General features: G+C 49.8%; 22 protein-coding genes. 11 read left to right on the forward strand and 11 right to left on the reverse strand.

Features of this window, described 5'->3' with window-relative positions; genetic code table 11:
- Nucleotides 1-70: 70 nt before the first annotated feature.
- From ACJ67_RS04610 to kdsB, 6 genes are all read left to right on the forward strand, one after another.
- Nucleotides 71-676, forward strand: a complete 606-nt coding sequence (locus tag ACJ67_RS04610; protein WP_018985888.1) for a MotA/TolQ/ExbB proton channel family protein — start codon at nucleotides 71-73, stop codon at nucleotides 674-676.
- A gap of 37 nt (nucleotides 677-713) precedes the next feature.
- Nucleotides 714-1,142 (forward strand): biopolymer transporter ExbD, encoded by a 429-nt coding sequence (locus tag ACJ67_RS04615; RefSeq protein WP_049638072.1) that lies wholly within the window; start codon nucleotides 714-716, stop codon nucleotides 1,140-1,142.
- An 87-nt stretch (nucleotides 1,143-1,229) separates the two neighbouring features.
- The gene (gene msbA / locus ACJ67_RS04620) at nucleotides 1,230-2,984 is read left to right on the forward strand and encodes a lipid A export permease/ATP-binding protein MsbA (RefSeq protein ID WP_049638073.1); all 1,755 of its coding nucleotides are present in this window, start codon (nucleotides 1,230-1,232) and stop codon (nucleotides 2,982-2,984) included.
- Nucleotides 2,984-4,009: a tetraacyldisaccharide 4'-kinase gene (gene lpxK, locus ACJ67_RS04625; RefSeq protein ID WP_049638074.1), complete on the forward strand. Its 1,026-nt coding sequence runs from the start codon at nucleotides 2,984-2,986 to the stop codon at nucleotides 4,007-4,009. The genes msbA and lpxK overlap by 1 nt, the downstream gene beginning before the upstream one ends.
- Nucleotides 3,999-4,184: a Trm112 family protein gene (locus ACJ67_RS04630; protein ID WP_049638075.1), complete on the forward strand. Its 186-nt coding sequence runs from the start codon at nucleotides 3,999-4,001 to the stop codon at nucleotides 4,182-4,184. The genes lpxK and ACJ67_RS04630 overlap by 11 nt, the downstream gene beginning before the upstream one ends.
- Complete coding sequence (gene kdsB, locus ACJ67_RS04635; RefSeq protein WP_049638076.1) at nucleotides 4,181-4,921, forward strand: 3-deoxy-manno-octulosonate cytidylyltransferase; 741 nt, start codon at nucleotides 4,181-4,183, stop codon at nucleotides 4,919-4,921. The genes ACJ67_RS04630 and kdsB overlap by 4 nt, the downstream gene beginning before the upstream one ends.
- A 62-nt stretch (nucleotides 4,922-4,983) precedes the next feature.
- Here the strand turns inward: kdsB and ACJ67_RS04640 are convergent, their stop codons facing one another.
- From ACJ67_RS04640 to ACJ67_RS04675, 8 genes are all read right to left on the reverse strand, one after another.
- On the reverse strand, nucleotides 4,984-5,487 hold the full coding sequence (locus ACJ67_RS04640) for an FxDxF family PEP-CTERM protein (RefSeq protein ID WP_049638077.1): 504 nt from the start codon (nucleotides 5,485-5,487) through the stop codon (nucleotides 4,984-4,986).
- 97 nt (nucleotides 5,488-5,584) lie between these two features.
- The gene (locus ACJ67_RS04645) at nucleotides 5,585-5,929 is read right to left on the reverse strand and encodes a DMT family protein (RefSeq protein ID WP_049639772.1); all 345 of its coding nucleotides are present in this window, start codon (nucleotides 5,927-5,929) and stop codon (nucleotides 5,585-5,587) included.
- Between the two features lie 70 nt (nucleotides 5,930-5,999).
- Complete coding sequence (locus ACJ67_RS04650) at nucleotides 6,000-6,338, reverse strand: P-II family nitrogen regulator (RefSeq protein ID WP_049638078.1); 339 nt, start codon at nucleotides 6,336-6,338, stop codon at nucleotides 6,000-6,002.
- 67 nt (nucleotides 6,339-6,405) lie between these two features.
- On the reverse strand, nucleotides 6,406-8,007 hold the full coding sequence (locus ACJ67_RS04655; protein WP_049638079.1) for an NAD+ synthase: 1,602 nt from the start codon (nucleotides 8,005-8,007) through the stop codon (nucleotides 6,406-6,408).
- 40 nt (nucleotides 8,008-8,047) lie between these two features.
- Nucleotides 8,048-9,103 (reverse strand): ankyrin repeat domain-containing protein, encoded by a 1,056-nt coding sequence (locus tag ACJ67_RS04660; protein ID WP_156171645.1) that lies wholly within the window; start codon nucleotides 9,101-9,103, stop codon nucleotides 8,048-8,050.
- 17 nt (nucleotides 9,104-9,120) lie between these two features.
- Entirely contained in the window at nucleotides 9,121-10,002 is an 882-nt protein-coding gene (gene sucD, locus ACJ67_RS04665) for a succinate--CoA ligase subunit alpha (protein ID WP_049638080.1), read from the reverse strand.
- Nucleotides 10,003-10,004: 2 nt separating this feature from the next.
- Nucleotides 10,005-11,174, reverse strand: coding sequence for an ADP-forming succinate--CoA ligase subunit beta (sucC, locus tag ACJ67_RS04670; RefSeq protein WP_049638081.1), 1,170 nt, complete (start codon nucleotides 11,172-11,174; stop codon nucleotides 10,005-10,007).
- A 126-nt stretch (nucleotides 11,175-11,300) separates the two neighbouring features.
- Nucleotides 11,301-12,071, reverse strand: a complete 771-nt coding sequence (locus ACJ67_RS04675) for a hypothetical protein (RefSeq protein ID WP_049638082.1) — start codon at nucleotides 12,069-12,071, stop codon at nucleotides 11,301-11,303.
- A gap of 147 nt (nucleotides 12,072-12,218) precedes the next feature.
- Here ACJ67_RS04675 and serB point away from each other — a divergent pair, with 147 nt between their 5' ends.
- The 3 genes from serB (at nucleotide 12,219) to infA (ending at nucleotide 13,822) form a co-directional block, all read left to right on the forward strand.
- Entirely contained in the window at nucleotides 12,219-13,058 is an 840-nt protein-coding gene (gene serB, locus ACJ67_RS04680; protein WP_049638083.1) for a phosphoserine phosphatase SerB, read from the forward strand.
- Between the two features lie 248 nt (nucleotides 13,059-13,306).
- Nucleotides 13,307-13,513 carry a cold-shock protein gene (locus tag ACJ67_RS04685; RefSeq protein ID WP_049638084.1) on the forward strand — a complete coding sequence of 69 codons (207 nt, stop codon included), beginning with the start codon at nucleotides 13,307-13,309 and terminating at the stop codon, nucleotides 13,511-13,513.
- Between the two features lie 72 nt (nucleotides 13,514-13,585).
- Complete coding sequence (infA, locus tag ACJ67_RS04690) at nucleotides 13,586-13,822, forward strand: translation initiation factor IF-1 (RefSeq protein WP_018985872.1); 237 nt, start codon at nucleotides 13,586-13,588, stop codon at nucleotides 13,820-13,822.
- Between the two features lie 109 nt (nucleotides 13,823-13,931).
- Here the strand turns inward: infA and groL are convergent, their stop codons facing one another.
- The 3 genes from groL to ACJ67_RS04705 form a co-directional block, all read right to left on the reverse strand.
- Nucleotides 13,932-15,551, reverse strand: coding sequence for a chaperonin GroEL (gene groL / locus ACJ67_RS04695; protein ID WP_049638085.1), 1,620 nt, complete (start codon nucleotides 15,549-15,551; stop codon nucleotides 13,932-13,934).
- Between the two features lie 36 nt (nucleotides 15,552-15,587).
- Nucleotides 15,588-15,905, reverse strand: coding sequence for a co-chaperone GroES (locus ACJ67_RS04700; RefSeq protein ID WP_049638086.1), 318 nt, complete (start codon nucleotides 15,903-15,905; stop codon nucleotides 15,588-15,590).
- Between the two features lie 144 nt (nucleotides 15,906-16,049).
- Nucleotides 16,050-16,949 (reverse strand): LysR family transcriptional regulator, encoded by a 900-nt coding sequence (locus ACJ67_RS04705; protein WP_049638087.1) that lies wholly within the window; start codon nucleotides 16,947-16,949, stop codon nucleotides 16,050-16,052.
- 106 nt (nucleotides 16,950-17,055) lie between these two features.
- Here ACJ67_RS04705 and ACJ67_RS04710 point away from each other — a divergent pair, with 106 nt between their 5' ends.
- Nucleotides 17,056-17,256 (forward strand): hypothetical protein, encoded by a 201-nt coding sequence (locus ACJ67_RS04710; RefSeq protein ID WP_049638088.1) that lies wholly within the window; start codon nucleotides 17,056-17,058, stop codon nucleotides 17,254-17,256.
- A gap of 77 nt (nucleotides 17,257-17,333) precedes the next feature.
- Entirely contained in the window at nucleotides 17,334-18,869 is a 1,536-nt protein-coding gene (locus tag ACJ67_RS04715; protein ID WP_049638089.1) for an NADH-quinone oxidoreductase subunit L, read from the forward strand.
- The last annotated feature ends 10 nt before the right edge of the window (nucleotides 18,870-18,879 follow it).

Raw genomic sequence — 18,879 nt, forward strand, 5'->3', positions numbered from 1 at the left:
GCAAAACTTGCCCTAAGGGCTGGTTAACGCTAAAGTAGCGGAAGTTTAAAAAACAACTGGAGTATTTGCTGTGTGGGAAATTATTTTAGCGGCCGGCTGGCCTATCTGGCCTCTGATTATTGCCTCCGTGATTTCTTTGGCGATTATTGTTGAACGGTTCTGGGCATTGAGAGCCTCAGTGGTGACGCCTGAGCAACTGCTGCCAGAAGTGCAAAACTGGTTAAAGCAAGGCGGTGTGACCCGTGAAACCTTGAGCCGTCTTGAGGCGCATTCTTTACTCGGTAAGGTATTTGCCAGTGCCCTGACTAACATGAACAACTCTCGTGAGGTGACCAAGGAGGCGATTGAAGAAACCGGCCGTGCCGTGGCACACAAACTGGAGCAATATCTGCCTACCTTGGGCACGATTGCAACCGTTTCACCGTTGTTAGGCTTGCTGGGTACCGTAATCGGTATGGTGGAACTGTTTGGTTCTTTCACCAACAGTGGCCATGACGTTGCGCAATTTGCCCGCGGCATCTCGGTGGCCCTTTACAACACGGCGGCCGGTATTGTTGTGGCAGTGCCCTCAATGATTGCCTACCGCTATTTCAAAAGTAAGGTGGACGGTTTTCTGGTCGACATGGAGCAACAAGCCATCAAGCTGGTAGAAATCATCCACGGCGACCGCGGATAAGCAATCATTATTGGCGACAGGATATAAAGGCAGTCTCATGAATTTTAAACGTGGTAGCCACGACGAGGAACTGGAAATCAACTTTATCCCGTTGATTGACGTGTTGCTGGTGATTATTATTTTTCTTATCGTCAGTGCGACTTTTTCACGGACCAGCGAGTTGCAGATCAACCTGCCGACTGCAGATGCCAATGCGCCACAAGAAAAACCGCTGACGATTACAGTTGAAGTGGATGCCAGTGGCCGTTACCTTGTTAACGGTAAAGAAGCGAATGGGGCGGTGGTTGCTGATTTGTCAGCGGCACTGACACAAGCCGGTGCAGATGGTCCAGCAGGCAAGGAGCCGACCATTATTATCAATGCCGATGCCAAAGCGACACATCAATCAGTCGTGAATATCATGGAAGCAGCACGCATGGCGAATTACACACATATCACTTTTGCAACGCAGGTGAATTCCCGTTAATGCATTGTTTAACATCAGGCTGTATTGAGCCTTACCAAGCCCGCCACATTTGGCGGGCTGTTTGTTTCAGTTGGGCCGAGGAAGCCAATGGCGCGAAAAAACAATTCTGACACTCTCATCACCACAGCTCCCAAGGTGTTGTATAAGCGGCTATTTGCTTATGCTTGGCAGTATAAGTTGCACTTTGCGCTTTCTATTTTTGCAACAGCTGTCCTTTCATTCAGTAATACGGCTTTTCTCGCACTCATCAAGAAGGTCACTGATGAGGGGTTTGTACAACAGTCTGCCCAACAGGTTTATATCCTGCCATTGATGTTATTTGGGTTGATGACGTTGCGTGCGATGGCTGGTTTTTTCTCAAGTTACAGTCTGCGCATTGTTGCTAGACGGGTGGTTGAGACCATGCGTAAGCAGGTGTTTGCAAAGCTGATGATGTTACCTGTTAGCTTTTTTGATGCGAACTCCAATGGCTATTTAGTCTCCAAAATGACCTATGATATTGAGCGCTTGTCAAACGTCGTTACTCGCTCTGCCCTCAATGTATTGCGTGATGTATTGACGGTGATTGGTTTGGTGGCCTATATGCTTTATCTTGATTGGCGATTGACGCTGGTGTTTGCTGCCGTCACACCGTTGATGGGCATGTATTTGGGGCGAACAACTCCCAAGTTGCGTGCAAACGCCAAAAAAGTGCAGCAGGCGGTTGGGGAAATTACCAAAACGGCAGAAGAGGCAATTGCCGCGCAACGTATCGTCAAGATTTTCGGTGCGCAAAGCTTTGAGAATCAGCGCTTTGGTGAGGTTGTCTCCCGCAACAGGCAGCTTGAGTTAAGGACTGCCAGAATCTCCGGATTGAACAGTTTTGTGATTGAAGTCTTATCTGCCATTGCGTTGGGTCTGGTTGTTTTTTATGCACTGGGTCAGTTCACGGTGGGTGAGTTTGCCGCTTTTGTAGGCGCCTTGATGATGCTGATTGCACCTGTCAAGCATATCACTGCCGCTAATGAAGACCTGCAGACAGGCTTGGCTGCCGCACAGAGTGTATTTGATGTGCTGGATATGCCAAATGAAGATAATCGTGGCGGCTATCGTAGTGACAGGGTTAAGGGTAATCTTCGTTTTGAGGACGTCACTGTTCGTTATCCTCAAGCAAAAAAAGATGCATTGTCTTCACTGAGCTTTGAAATTAAGGCGGGTGAGAAAGTGGCATTGGTCGGCCGTTCAGGCAGCGGTAAAACGACGCTGGTCAATCTGCTACCGCGCTTTTATGAGTCACAACACGGTGCAGTCATATTGGATGGTATTGATGTTAAAAATTACGATCTAGAGAACCTGAGGTCTCAATTTGCGTTGGTCAGCCAGGATATCGTCTTGTTCAATGACACCATTTTCAACAATATTGCCTATGGTGCCTTGCGGGAGGCCAGTGAGCAGGAGGTCATCGAGGCTGCCAAGGCGGCGAATGCCTGGGAGTTTATCCAGCAAATGCCAATGGGCTTGCAAAGTGAGATTGGTGACCGCGGTGTGCGCTTGTCTGGCGGTCAGCGCCAGCGTCTTGCGATTGCAAGGGCCATTCTGAAAAATGCACCTGTGTTGTTGCTTGATGAGGCCACCTCTGCACTGGATAGCGAATCAGAATTGCATGTGCAGATGGCGCTGGACCGCCTCATGAGTGATCGCACAACCATTGTGATTGCACACCGGCTGAGTACGGTTGAAAACGCTGACAGGATTTTTGTCATGGACCACGGCAAGATCATAGAAACCGGTTCGCATCAGGCACTGCTGGCTGAGAGTGGTTATTACAGCCGGCTGTATCATAAACAGTTTCAAGATGACTGATGTTGCGGCGCTGGTTTGAACGACAGTGGCAAACAACAGGCTGGGCGCAAGGCATTTTGCTGCCTTTGTGCTGGTTGTTTGCCTTGCTGGCAGCAGTGAGGCGTTGGGGCTACAAGGTTGGCCTGCTTTCGAGCCAGGCCTTGCCAGTGCCGGTGATTGTTGTGGGTAACCTTTCCGTAGGGGGTGTTGGTAAAACCCCATTGGTGATTTACCTGGCTCAGCAATTAAAAGCAGCTGGATATACTCCTGGTGTGTTGAGCAGAGGCTACGGAGGAACACACACCGGAGAAGTCATGCCAGATAGCCCGGCTGAGGTGTTTGGCGATGAACCGGTATTAATCACCAGGCGCAGTGGCTCCCCTGTTTGGGTAGATGTTTCAAGGGTGGCAGGCGGGGCAGCGTTAATAAAGGTGCATCCCGAGGTCAATGTATTGATTTGCGACGACGGTCTGCAACATTACGCCTTGCAGCGTGATATCGAAATCGCTGTCGTACAACGGCCATTGGGGCTGGGAAATGGCAGGTTGTTACCTGCCGGGCCATTACGTGAGCCAATTGGCCGCTTAGAGCAGGTGGATATCGTGGTGGAAAGCGGTCAGTTACCGGTAGCGCTATCACATGCTGTGAGTTACCAACTCAAACTCAGAACGGAAGAGTGGATTTCTGTCTCTGACTTTAATAGTCAAACATCCACTGAAGTATTGCGTGATCAAACCCTGGTGGCCATGGCGGGCATAGGGCATCCACAGCGGTTTTTCGATGTATTGGAGGGCATGGGCTTGCAGGCAGAGCAACGTCCACAGGCCGACCATTATGCTTACACGCAGGCTGATTTTGCTTCACTGCATGGAAAAACCATACTGATGACTGAGAAAGATGCCGTAAAATGTCAGCATCTTCGATTAGACAATGCCTGGTTCTTGCGTGTGAGCGCTGAGCTTCAGTCTGTGGGCCATGATACGCCCCTGATCGCGCATGTCACAGGCTTGTTGCAACAACGCAAAGGAAGTGAACATGAATCCTAAATTACTGGAAATTCTGGTGTGTCCGGTGACCAAAGGGCCGCTGGTATACGATAAGCAAAAGCAGGAACTGGTATCAAAAGCCGCACGCCTGGCTTATCCGGTACGCGACGGTATCCCGGTCATGCTGGAAGATGAAGCACGCCGACTTGAAGAACATGAATACAGTGAGTCATGATGTTTAAAGTGGTTGTCCCCGCCCGTTTTGCCAGTACCCGTTTGCCGGGTAAACCGTTACTGGATATTGCAGGCAAACCCATGGTGATCCGGGTGGCTGAACAGGCTGCAAAAAGTCATGCGAATGAAGTGGTGATTGCAACTGATCATGAGGGTATCATGCAGGCAGCTCAGTCATATGGTGTTGCGAGTGTCATGACGCGTACGGACCATGCCTCTGGTACCGATCGTATTGCTGAAGTGGTTGAGAAAATGGCTTGGCCAGATGACATGATCGTGGTGAATGTGCAAGGAGATGAGCCGTTAATTGATCCGGTATTGATTAATGACGTTGCACAGACCCTCGCAAATGATGCACAAGCAGTTATGTCGACTGCCTGCCATCCCTTGCATACATACGAAGCGTTTCAGAATCCAAATGTGGTTAAGGTGGTTTTGAATGCCAAACAGCAGGCCTTGTACTTCAGTCGCGCTGCGATTCCATTTCCACGCGACAGTGAGTATCGCGAGCAACGAGCGGCCCACCGTCATATAGGAATTTATGCCTATCGTGTCGGTTTTCTCAAGCAATATGCCAGTTTGCCGGTCACTGAATTAGAAAAGATTGAAAGCCTGGAACAGTTAAGGGTGCTATATCACGGTTATCAAATTGCGGTGACAGTGACGGCACATGCGCCTGCCAGCGGTGTGGATACAGCGGAGGATTTAGCCGTGGTGAGAGCAGTATTTGCCGGATAGTGCTTAATAAAACAAAAAAGCCTCGCAAATAGCGAGGCTTTTTATTGAAGCTTAACCAGAGATTAGCTGTTTTTCTGGCGACGGAAAGCAATCACGCCCATCAAAGCTAAACCTACAAACATCATGCCGGAAGTTTCTGGTTCTGGCACTGGCACGGTGATTGGGTTGATGCTATATTGACCAGAGAACTGGCTGCCACCAATAAAATTGAACTGAAGCGTATATGTGCCGGCGGCCAAGTTCTTGAGATCAAAGGAATAGCGTGTTATATCCGCATCACGCAAGGGGCGCGCAATAGGCGCCCAGTCAAAAGTATCCCATCTGTCACTAATCTCTTGGCCATTCTTGTATAAGCCAGAGTTATTGCTTTGCATGAAAGCTAAAATACCATCAGGGTTAACAAAACCGGTTAAATCAAAATCTGTTGCAGAGGTGAATGTTACTTTTGCCGTTCTGGCAGGACCTGTACCAGATAGGTCGTCGCCACTAAATGAGACAGTTGTAACTGCTGCGAAAGCAGAGGTGCTGGCTAACAGTGAAGCCGCGATGAAGAATTTTTTCAACATATTTTTCCCCGATGAATATTATTCAGAAGTTGCTGGGGGCGATTATGACAATCGGGGGGAATCGGGGAAATAGCCCCTTAGGGCCATTAAGGACAGATCAGTTCCTGAAGATAAAATAAACCGCACCCATCATGCACAATCCTGCCCATACATAATCCCATTTCAAGGGTTGGTGCATATACATGACAGCAAAAGGGACAAACATCACCAGAGTAATCACTTCTTGCAGGATTTTAAGTTGGGCCAGGTTGAGCTGCGTAAAGCCAATGCGGTTGGCGGGCACTTGCAGGCAATATTCAATGAGGGCAATACCCCAGCTGGCAATAATGGCAATCCATAATGGTTTGTGATGCAGATCGCGCAGATGGCCATACCAGGCAAACAGCATAAATAGGTTGGCTGCCGCTAATAACAAGACAGTTTTAATCAGTGTAAGGGACATGCTGAGGCCATAAAAAAAGAAAACGGGTGGCGCGTCATCAGCAGCCACCCGGATATATCTATCATTATATTTAAATGGCTGCTTCGCCGGTTTCGCCGGTTCTGATACGAATGACTTGTTCGACAGAGGTCACAAAAATCTTGCCATCACCAATTTTGCCAGTGTGTGCTGCTTTAATAATCGCTTCGATTGCACTATCTACCATGTCAGAAGCCAAAATGACTTCAATTTTGATTTTTGGCAGGAAGTCCACCACATATTCTGCTCCACGATATAGCTCGGTGTGGCCTTTTTGGCGACCAAACCCTTTAACCTCGGTGACAGTCAGTCCATTCACGCCGATGGAGGACAATGCTTCACGCACTTCATCCAGTTTAAAGGGTTTAATGACGGCTTCTACTTTTTTCATATACGCTCCGTGGATAAAACTTTGTCTACATTTTACGCAAGCAAGGCTTTTTATTCAAATGTCGCTTTTAAAATGCCAGGTTGCAGGTAATCGGGTAGCGGCGGTCTTTGCCAAACCCGCGCTCAGTAATGCGCACGCCGACTGCTGCCTGCCTGCGCTTGTATTCGTTGCGGTCTATCAAGCGCGTAACGCGCTGAACGTCAGCACGGGAATAGCCAAGTTGGATAATCGCGTCAATGCTGAGATCTTTTTCAACATACGCTTCCATGATTGCGTCCAGGATTTCATAGGCTGGCAGGCTGTCCTGGTCAGTCTGGTTGGCACGTAATTCGGCGCTGGGCGCGCGGGTGATAATTCTTTCCGGGATCACAGGGCTGATCTGGTTGCGATAGGCAGCCAGGCGGTAAACCAGTGTTTTAGGGACATCTTTAATCAGCGCAAAACCACCGGCCATATCACCATACAGGGTGCTATAGCCGACAGCAGTTTCGGATTTGTTGCCGGTAGTGATCACCAGGCTGCCAAACTTGTTACTGATCGCCATCAACAGCATGCCGCGGATGCGTGCCTGCAAGTTTTCTTCAGTGGTATCAAACGATTTGCCAGCAAACTCGCCAGCCAGCGTGTCACAAAAGCCATCAAATAATGGCTTGATCGGCAGGACGCTGTATTCGACATCGATAACGCGTGCCATTTCCGCTGCATCATCGATACTGATGCCGGCTGTAAATTCCGAAGGCATCATGACGGCCTTGACACGCTCTTTGCCCAATGCATCCACTGCGATTGCCAGTGTCAGTGCTGAATCTATGCCCCCAGAAAGGCCTAACACCACGCCGGGAAACTTGTTCTTGTTGACATAGTCCTGCAAGCCCAGGCACAGGGCTTTGTATACGGCAGCCTCGATGGGTAAAGGCGCCGCAATGTCAGCTGGCAGGGGTTGCGTGCCTGCGATGTCAAAATACCCCAGCTGCTCTTCAAACATCGGCAGTTCGTGCATCAACTCACCCTGGCTATTCATACTGAATGAAGCACCATCAAATACCAGTTCGTCCTGTCCACCCACCATATTGGCATACACTATCGCTAACCCAGTTTCCTTGATGCGATCACGCAGTACCTGGTAACGCGTCTGCTGTTTATGCATATGGTAGGGCGAGGCATTGATGGTCAGCAATACTTGAGCGTTCGCTTGCAGCGCTTGCAAGGCTGGCCCCGGCTCCCAACTATCGGCACAAATCAGTATGCCATAACGCACCCCCTGCCAATCAAACACCACAGGCAGGTCACCAGCCTCAAAATAACGCTCTTCATCAAACACACTGTAGTTAGGCAGGTGATGTTTGTGGTAGGTCGCCTGGATTCTGCCAGAGTGAATCACAGAAGCTGCGTTGTACAGTTTGTTTCCGACTTTGTGTGGGTGACCTATGATCACCGCCATCGCGGGGGGTAAGTATTGCTCCAGCCATTGCAATGCACGCTGGTTCGCGTCATGAAAGTCCTCCCTGAACAACAGATCTTCAGGCGGGTAGCCGCACAAGGAGAGCTCAGGAGTGAGCAGCAACTTTGCACCAGACTGACAGGCTTGATTGGCCAGTGATAGGATACGTTCTGCATTTTTCTGCATGGCACCGACCATGCAGTTCATTTGCGCAATTGCAAGTTTCATGGTGTTCTAATCTGGTGCCCTAATTAAGTGCTGATGAGGCTTAGTATTTGCCGCCAGCGGCCTTGATCAACTCTACCATGGCGGGATTTTGGCCTTTGAGCGCGTAAACATACGCGGTTAAGCCATATTGATCACGGGTTTTGACATTGGCCCCATGTTCCAACAGCAGGCCCGCCATTTCCGGAGCGTTGTTGCTGACAGCCATGTGTAGTAACGGCGTGCCCTCACTGTCTTTATGATTGACATCGGCTTTGTGTTCCAACAGGGCTTTGGCGACTTCGGCCTGGTTTTTCTCAACCGCCCAGGTGAGCGCCGTCCATTCATGTTCGTCTTCTTCATCTACTTTGGCGCCGTGTTCAACCAGGTATATCACCGCAGGTGTATGACCTTCTCTGGCGGCAATCATCAATGCTGTGGTGCCCAGTTTATCTTTCAGGTTGGCGTCTGCACCATGTGTGAGTATCGTGGTGATGGTAGGCACATCCCCACTTTTCGCGGCATACATCAGCACCGTTTTACCATCGGAAGCGCGTATATTGGCATCAAATCCACTTGCAATGACCAAGCCGACCACTTCACTATATCCTGAAGTGGCGGCAAGTCCCAGTGCGCTCCAGCCCGCAGGGTCTCGCACTTTTACGTCTGCGCCTTTTTCGAGCAAGACTTTCACGGCATCAAGATTGTTTTTCTTGGCTGCAAACATCAGTGCAGTCCAGCCGCCCTGATCCCTGGCGTTGATATCAGCTCCGTGTGTCAGTAACTCACGGATGACTTCTGCCTGATTTTTGCGGGCCGCATACATAATCGGGGTGATTTTTTCGGTATCGGTCACGTTAGGGTTGGCGCCACTTTTAAGCAAGGCGCGGACAGTGGCAATGTCGCCTTTGGAAGCGGCAATCAGCAGATAAGAAACGTCGGCACTGGTATCAAGCGGGGGCACCTCCATCGCTGATTTGTCTATGATCGGACTATCAGGCGCTGGTTTGCTTTTGTTTTTGCTGGCAGCATGAGCGCTCAGGCAAAGCCCCAGTAACAGCATGCTACCGCACAGCAGCAGGCTGAGCCGGTATGTCATCGTCTGGGGAATATGCTTCATGCTATCTCCTGTAAAGGTTATTTTCTGGCACGTTGAATCGCTGCCAGGACTGCCTGGCCCAGGCCCGCTGGGGAGTCAGCGACAACACAGCCTGCAGATTCCAAGGCGGCAATTTTGTCTTCCGCTTTCCCTGACCCACCTGAAATAATCGCGCCCGCATGACCCATGCGTTTGCCTTTTGGTGCGGTCAGGCCTGCGATATACGCTGCTACAGGTTTGGTCACATGATGCTTGATAAAGTCTGCTGCGGCCTCTTCATCGCTGCCGCCGATTTCACCCACCATGATAATCGCTTCTGTTTCAGGGTCTTTCTGAAAGAGTTCCAGGCACTCGATAAAGTTCAGGCCTTTGATCGGGTCGCCGCCAATGCCGACACAAGTTGTTTGACCCAAACCTAGCGCAGTGGTTTGATGCACGGCTTCATATGTCAATGTGCCGGAGCGGGACACGACGCCCACCTTGCCACGTTGATGGATAAAGCCAGGCATGATGCCAATCTTGCATTCATCCGGCGTAATCACGCCTGGGCAATTAGGGCCAATGAGTTTGGTGCCATTAGCGCGCAAAGCCGCTTTCACATTCAGCATATCCAGGGCGGGGATACCCTCGGTAATGCACACGATGAGTTCAATGCCTGCGTCAGCAGCTTCCAAAATGGAATCGGCCGCAAACGGTGGTGGTACATAAATTACGCTGGCATTGGCTTGTGTTTCTTTCACCGCTTCACGCATGGTATTAAACACAGGCAGGTTCAAATGTTGCTGACCACCTTTACCCGGTGTCACGCCGCCAACCATTTTAGTGCCGTATGCCAGTGCCTGTTCAGAGTGAAATGTGCCTTGTTTGCCGGTAAAACCCTGGCACAATACTTTGGTATTTTTATCAACTAAAATCGCCATGACTACACACCCTTACTGACTGCTTGAACCGCTTGCTGGGCAGCGTCAGTCAACCCTTCGGCAGAAATAATATTCAAACCGCTGTCGCGCAACATTTGCTTGCCCAGCTCCACGTTAGTGCCTTCAAGGCGGACGACGACAGGAATCGTCATGCCGACTTCTTTCACTGCCGTAATGATGCCGGTAGCAATAATGTCGCAGCGCATGATGCCGCCAAAAATATTGACCAAAATCGCTTTCACATTGTTGTCAGACAAAATAATCTTGAACGCCTTGGTCACGGTCTCGGCCGTGGCACCACCGCCTACATCGAGAAAGTTTGCAGGCATGCCGCCGTGCAGCTTGATCAGATCCATGGTCGCCATCGCCAAACCGGCACCGTTGACCATACAGCCAATGTTGCCGTTTAAGGCAATGTAATTGAGGCCACTATGATGGGCTTCGGCTTCTTTGGCATCGTCCTGTGACCAGTCACGGATTTCAGCAAATGGTTTCTGGCGATACAAGGCGTTATCATCGACGATCATTTTGCAATCCAGCGCCACCAGTTTGCCGTCGGTTGTGACAATCAGCGGATTGATCTCAAGTAAAGATAAGTCGTTGTCTTTAAACAGCTTATAGAGACCCTTGGCCAATTTGGTAAACGCGCCAATCTGGTCGCCACTCAGCCCCAAGCCAAACGCCAGGTTGCGTGCCTGATAATCGACCAAACCATTCAATGGGTCACAGACTTCTTGCAGAATCTTTTCCGGTTGGGTGGCTGCGATCTCTTCAATGTCCATGCCGCCCGCGCTGGAGGCAACCATCACCACGCGTTCCAGCGTGCGGTCTACCAGCATCGAGAGATAGAGTTCACGCGCAATCGGCAGCGTTTGTTCTACCAGCACCTGGTGGACAGGCTGGCCATCAGGCGCATTCTGGTAAGTGACCAAATGCTTGCCTAGTAAACCACCGGCAACGGTTTGCGCTTCGAGGGCAGACTTGGCGACTTTCACGCCGCCTGCCTTGCCACGGCCGCCAGCATGCACTTGCGCCTTCACTACCCAGGCTTCGCCACCCAGCTCTTTGGTGGCGGCAGCTGCAGCTTCTTCAGATTGAACGACCAGACCGGTCGGGGTTGCCAAACCATACTTTTGCAGTAAGTGTTTGGCCTGGTATTCGTGCAGATTCATGAAAGTTTTGTGGTTTTAATAGTTAAGCCTCTATTTTCGCGCAAATACCCTGCCAAGGCTAGACGGCAAACAAAAAAACCGCATGTGGATGCGGTTCTTTAAATCATTTAACGCAAGCCCTGATATTTAAATATCCTGTTCCCAGGCATTACCATATATCTTGCCATTGCGTGACAACACCAGCATCTGGTACATGCTGACCACCCACATGTAGCTGGAGGCCAGACTGTAACCAATACCGCCGATAATGGTGAGCCAGGCAAAATGTGGTGAAAGTTTGGTCAGCCACCATGACATCACATCGACAATCAGGAATGCAAATGGAAACCCAATTGCGATAATTTTTGCGGTTTTGGGCACATTGACCGCAAAGCTGAAAATCAGGCCAATAAAGAAAAAGATAAAACTGATGCCAAACAAGTGGATATGAGAAACACGTGTCAGGCCGCTAATCGTCGCACCCTCATTCACCTCGGCTCGCGCTTTCACTTCATCGTAGTTGTTAAAGTTTGGGATGCCAGGAATATTGCTGTGGCACATCACGCAATGCTGCGCAAATACCTGCTTAAAATGAGATTCCCACTGGTCTTGTGGTGCGCCTAATTGTGCCCATTTGATAATGTCCTGGCGTACTTCCAGTGGTGCTTTGTCGGACATGGAACCATTGAGCTTGCTGGCGAGTTTGGTGCCGCTGCGGTCACCGTAGTAGCTATAAACAATGTCATTCACGGATAAGCCAAACTTACCGTCTGCCATGCCATGCGTGAGCATGATTTGCAAACCCGCCATGCATAGCCCCACACCGATCACCAGCAGGTAACCGATAAATAAGGCTTTGAGCGGTAAGGGCAAATTTGGCAAGTTAAGCCATGGCAGCGTTTGTGAATCTTGTTTCATACATTCCCCGGGGTTTTAAGTTTGCTTTAAGAATAACACTGCTCATGACAATTCAAAAATAGAAAAAATCCCTAAAAACAGCCTGTACTCAGCGTTTGAGTGGGCAGCTGGTATAATCGCACTTTTGTTTGATGAACGATTTTTATCATGCGTTTAGTGGTTCAAGGCCCTGCCATCAGCATGGCGCATTTGTCTCATATCCATGGATTGGTTGGCGGACACACCCAATTCATGCAAGTGGCTCAGCATGCCTACTACCTGCCTGTGGCGGAAGGGGACTACATTGATGTAAAAACCTTTTGTGCCAGCCAGCAGATCGATTGCGCGCTGGTGCAAGATGCCCACCGTTTGCAGAAAATGGGCTTATGCGTGATGGATATGGATTCGACCTTGATTGCCATTGAGTGCATAGACGAAATTGCTGACATGATGGGCCTTAAACCACAGGTGGCTGAAATTACCGAAGCCGCCATGCGTGGCGAGTTGGACTTTGCTGCTAGCTTGCGCAAACGGGTGGCGTTGCTCAAAGGTCTGCCGGAGTCGGCACTGCAACGCGTGATCGAAGAACGCCTGACGTTTAATCCTGGTGCACAGGAATGGATCAATGCCTGCAAGCAGCATGGCATTAAAACCATGTTGGTATCTGGCGGATTTACCTTTTTTGCCGATTATGTCAAAAATACCCTGGGCCTGGATTATGCTGTCTCCAATACACTGGAAATCGTGGATGGCAAACTCACCGGCCAGATAGTGGGTGATATTGTTGATGCCCAGCGTAAAGCTGATGAGCTGATGAAATTGCGCGATCAGTTAGGTCTGGCTGCTGCGCAGACGATTGCGATTGGGGATGGCGCCAATGACCTCAAAATGATGGCGGTGGCTGCGGTAGGGGTAGCTTATCACGCCAAACCGGTGGTGCAGGAGCAGGCGATGTATGCCCTGAATGTGGTGGGTCTGGATGGGGTGGCGAATCTGCTGACAGTGTAAAGAGACGTAATCATTGCCTGTGTAGCGATTGTTAACATCGATGGAGGCATTAATAAATATTTGATTTATTTTGGATTTTTTGAAAATAACATTTGCTATTGTGGTGCATAAGGCGCATAGTGCCCATACGCGACGTTCAAGCATTGTTGTTTTCACTGGTGGTATCTTCTGGGTCTCTCGTTAATCCTGCTTACTTGTACCTCGCCCTTCAAGGGTTTTCCCTTTCATTTTTTACAAAGGAATTAAATATGGCTACAGGTATTGTCAAATGGTTTAACGATGCAAAAGGTTTTGGTTTTATTACTCCGGATCAAGGTGGTGAAGACTTGTTTGCACATTTTTCTGCGATTCAATCAGTCGGGTTTAAAAGCCTGGCAGACAATCAGCGCGTTTCTTATGAAGAAACCACAGGACCTAAAGGCAAGCAAGCTTCTGCGATTCAAGTCATTGCTTAGTCAAGCCTGGGCTTCATGCTCAGCCTATAAAGCCCGATTGCGGGCTTTTTTCATTCATTGATAAGGAATTACATGGCTAAAGAAGAGTTGATTGAAATGCAGGGCGCAGTGACTGAAGTGTTGCCAGATGCACGTTACCGTGTGACGCTGGACAATGGGCATCAGTTGACTGCCTACACTGGTGGCAAAATGCGCAAGCATAAAATACGCATTTTGGCCGGCGATAAAATCACCATTGAGATGTCTCCTTACGACATGGGTAAGGGCCGGATTACGTTCAGGCATCTGCCGCCAAGAAGACCTGCCTGATGATGTAGGTGCTTTTCTTAGGGTCTCAATTACATTATCCCAGATTTTCCAGGTAGAAAAAAAGCCCCTTGCGGGGCTTTAAACGTTCATGGCGTTGAGTAACTAAGTATTAGTACTCCATTTCAGGCATGGCTGGCGCTTTTTTCTCGTCTTTGGGTAGTTCAGCCACGGTGGCGTCAGTGGTTAAAATCAAACCGGCAATCGAGGCTGCATTTTGCAGGGCCGTGCGGGTGACTTTAGTTGGATCTACCACACCGGTTTCCACCATATCCACATATTCACCGGTGGCTGCGTTGTAGCCAGTATTACCTGTTGCATCAAGCACTTTGGCGATGATGACAGAAGGCTCTTCACCCGCATTTTTCACAATCGCGCGTAAGGGCTCTTCTATTGCACGCAACACAATGCGGATACCGGCTTCCTGGTCATCATTATCGCCCTTGAGAGTGCTCATGCGGCTGCGGGCACGAAGCAGAGCCACACCGCCACCTGGCACGATACCTTCTTCCACCGCAGCACGGGTAGCGTGCAGGGCATCATCCACACGGTCTTTTTTCTCTTTCATTTCGACTTCGGTCGCGGCGCCGATTTTAATCACCGCCACGCCACCACCCAGCTTGGCCACGCGCTCCTGCAGTTTTTCCTTGTCATAATCAGAGGTGGCTTCCTCGATTTGAGTCCGGATGGACTGCACGCGGGCTTTGATCTTGGCTGCATCACCTGCACCATCAATGATGATGGTATTCTCTTTTTGCACTTCAACGCGTTTGGCGTGGCCCAGGTGTTCAAGGGTTACTTTTTCCAGTTGCATGCCGGTTTCTTCGGACACCACAGTGGCCCCGGTCAGGACGGCAATATCTTCCAGCATGGCTTTGCGGCGGTCACCAAAACCAGGTGCTTTCACCGCAGCCACCTTGAGGATGCCGCGCATGCTATTGACCACCAGGGTGGCCAGGGCTTCGCCCTCCACGTCTTCGGCAATGATTAGCAAGGGTTTGTTGGCCTTGGCGACGTTTTCCAGAGTTGGCAACAAGTCACGGATATTGCTGATTTTTTTGTCGTAAAGCAGAATCATGGGCTCATCAAGTGCCGCCACCTGCTTGTCAGGATTGTTGATGAAATAGGGGCTGATATAGCCGCGGTCAAACTGCATGCCCTCGACCACTTCGAGTTCATTTTGCAGTGACTTACCTTCTTCCACCGTAATCACGCCTTCTTTACCGACTTTTTCCATGGCATCGGCGATGATCTGGCCAATGGCATGGTCAGAGTTAGCAGAAATCGCACCGACTTGGGCAATTTCTTTATGGGTGGTGATGGCTTTGGACATGGATTTAAGCTCATCCACCAGGGCTGTCACGGCTTTATCAATCCCACGTTTTAGGTCGGTGGGATTCATGCCGGAGGCGACTGACTTCATCCCTTCTTGCACAATGGCCTGGGCCAGCACGGTGGCGGTAGTCGTCCCGTCTCCGGCCACGTCAGCTGTTTTAGAAGCGACTTGCTTCACCATTTGTGCGCCCATATTCTCCAGCTTGTCCTGCAACTCGATTTCTTTGGCGACGGAGACACCATCTTTAGTAATCACCGGGGCGCCAAAGCTGCGCTCCAGCACGACATTACGGCCTTTTGGCCCCAAGGTAACCTTGACCGCATCGGCCAGGATATTCACGCCTTTTACAATTTTAGTGCGGGCATGATCATGGAATTTCACATCTTTTGCTGCCATCGTTCAATTCTCCTTTCTGTATCAGCAGTGAAGTGATTAAGCGACTTTTTTGAGGTCGGCAGGACTGGATTCAATCACGCCGAGAATGTCTTCCTCACGCATGACCAACAGTTCCTCGCCATTAAGTTTGACCGTTTGACCAGCATACTTGCCAAACAGGATATGGTTACCCACCTTGACTTCCAGTGGTCGCAGGCTACCGTCCTGCAGCTGTTTGCCACTGCCCACAGCAATGACCTCTCCTTGTTCGGGCTTTTCTGCTGCAGTGTCAGGGATCACAATGCCGGAAGCGGTCGTCCGTTGTTGCTCGACTCGCTTGACAATGACGCGGTCATACAGGGGACGAATATTCATGTTCAATTCTCCTTAGCGAATAAGTTCAACAAAAAATACCGCTGGAGTAGGTTTGCAGACGCAACTGGCAATCATGCCTCCAGCGGCGAAGTAAGTATCAGCAGAAGTGCTGATATCGCGAAAGTATGGGCTGTAAAAATAATTTCAAGAGGGAGGCGAAATTTTTTTCATCAGGAACTGATTCACTAACTGATTGATTTCAAAGTTGCGGAAATGTTTTTTAACCGTCACCGCATAAAAGTTCTCAAAAATACCCTCCAATTGCGTGAACGATTTGAGTACGCCGTTCTTGAGTTCATCTTTCACCACGACGTCAGGCATCACAGTCAGTGCCATGCTATCTCTGGCTAGCAATCGCAGCATCGCCATGTCGTTCGCCTCAGCGACGATATTCGGCTCTAAATGATGCAGGGCGCACAATCCATCAAACGCGGCGCGGATAGGGCTGTCCTGGTTGGGCAGAATCCAGTGGTAATCCGCGTATTTGGCTGAAAAACCGGATTTAATGTCCAGACTGGAGGGCCCGATGACACTGATCGGTTGGCGATCTAGCAGAATGCATTCCCATAATTGGTCATGGTTGCCTCGCACTTCAATATTGGTGAGGGCCAGATCCAGCTGGTGGTTTGAAAGCGCTTTGAGCAGATTGGTTTGGCCACTGGCGGCAATTTCCAGCTTGATATTGGCATGATTCAACAGTGGCTCGACAAAACTCTCAATAAAGTTCCTCGACATGGTGGAAAGTACGCCAATGCGTAATGTCTGATGCTCAGCGGCGATGCCCTTTCTGAGCAAGTTCTCCAGTTCTATCCCTTTGGTAAAGATAGAGTCAGCATACGAAAACGCTAAATTTCCAAACTCGGTCAATACCAGTTTGCGTCCCTGCCGCAAAAATAGGCTGCACTCAAGACTATCCTCCAACTGGCGGATTTGCGAGGAGAGGGCGGACTGTGAAATGTGCAATTTCTCTGCCGCCTTGGTCAAGCTCCCTACTTTGACGATATGCCAAAAATATTTCAGATGGTGATAATTCAGTCTTTCCATATGTTAAACAGAACGTAAAGTTAATATTTATATATTTTACCTAATTAATTATCTGCGTCAAAATCTGCGCTACCTGACATTTAAAGTCATTATTCAGGAAAAAATCATGATCAAAACCCTTGAAATCGATGGCCGCATGGTGACGGTCTATCCCAAAAAAATTGAAATTAATGGTAATGAGGTGATTGCACCAGGTAAGGTGGTGGTTGAGTTGTTGCCAGCGGCGAACGAAGTGTACATGCCATCTCAGGCATTGACTCGGCAGGCAGCCTCTAACCTGAATGCAGAGACCGAATTCTCAGGGTAACTATCTTCATTATCTATTTAAATTAAAAATATGTTCTATTTTATAAAAGTATTATCTACTGAAGAAAGGCTGATTGCATGAATCTTCAGATAGTCATGGCTCTCACTCCTTGCCTGGTGATGCTGACAACCGCAATCCTCACCTTTGCCAGCCCTTGGCAAGACGCACGCGGCTGGCGCTGTTTTAACCGGGCAGCCATGTTCTCATTGATATTGGTTATATCGGCGATGATCAGTCTGATGACCCAGGCTGGGGATATTTCTGCACGAATTGATACGAACTGGGGGCTGGCGTTAACACCTTTGCAGTCAGTATTGGCCGTCTTGGTACAGTTACTTGGCTGGGTCATTGGTGTATTTTCCGCCAGATACCTTGAAGGCGAAGCTCATCAACGCAGATTTGTCACCGCACTGAGTCTGGTGTTGGTGAGCGTGCATCTGTTATTGATTGCTGATCATTGGTTGCTATTTGCGGCAGCATGGTCTTCCATCGGCTTATGTATGCGGCATTTACTGTGTTTTTATGAGCAAAGACCATTCGCACTGCTGGCCTCGCACAAGAAAACGGTGGCCGATATGCTGGCTGATAGTGCATTACTATTCATTGCTTTATTAGCCTATGTTGAAACTGGCAGCATGCACATCTCGGTGTTCTTGCAGCATGTGTCCAGCCACGGTGCCAGTCAACTTGTTGCCTGGTGCGCGGGCCTGCTGGTACTGGTGGTTGTATTAAAAACCGCGCTGTTGCCAGTGCACGGCTGGCTGATCCAGGTCATGGAGGCGCCGACCCCCGTTTCTGCTTTGCTGCATGCAGGCGTGGTGAACTTGTCAGGATTTGTGCTGATCCGGTTCGCCCCCTTGATGGAGCATTATGCGCCAGCCAGACATTGGCTCATGGGTATTGGGCTGATCACCTGTATGGTGGCCTCTCTGGTCATGTTAACGCGTGTCAGCATCAAAGTCCGCCTTGCCTGGTCAACGGTGGCGCAAATGGGATTCATGGTGGTTGAGTGCGCATTGGGCTTGTACACGTTTGCCGCCCTGCATCTGATCGGGCATTCGATTTATAAAGCTTATGCTTTCCTTTCTGCCGCAGATGTGGTGACCCAAACCCGGCTAAAACATTTGACCGGCAAGCCTAGGTATCACGCCTGGAGTCTCTGGCTGGCACCATGCATCACTCTGGGGATTGTCTTTGCAGCACAGGCCGGGTTGGCACATGCCATGTGGCCTGCCTGGTGGAGCGTGGTATTGGCCTTAGCCTGGGCACCTCTGCTATGGCTACATCAACATTCCGCTTCATCCCGCTGGACGCAGTGGCAGCCCATCGCATTTGGCAGCCTGTTAACCTTGATTTTGACTGTGGTCAGCCTGCTGTTCCATACCTTGCCCATGGGTGTACAAGACCATCCGCATGCAAATTACGCCTCATGGATGATGTTAGGGATGCTTGGTTTATATGTGGCAACAGCCATGATTCTGCTGATGCCCGCCCGGTTGGGACACCTGCACCGCTGGATCTATGCCGGACTTTACCTGGATGAGTTCTATACACGTAACGTGCTGAGATTGTGGCCCATCAGTTGGGGTAAAGAGTCTCATGCTAACCGTTAATCAGGCAGTG

It is taken from the genome of Methylophilus sp. TWE2 (genome assembly GCF_001183865.1).
In the GTDB taxonomy this organism is placed as follows: domain Bacteria; phylum Pseudomonadota; class Gammaproteobacteria; order Burkholderiales; family Methylophilaceae; genus Methylophilus.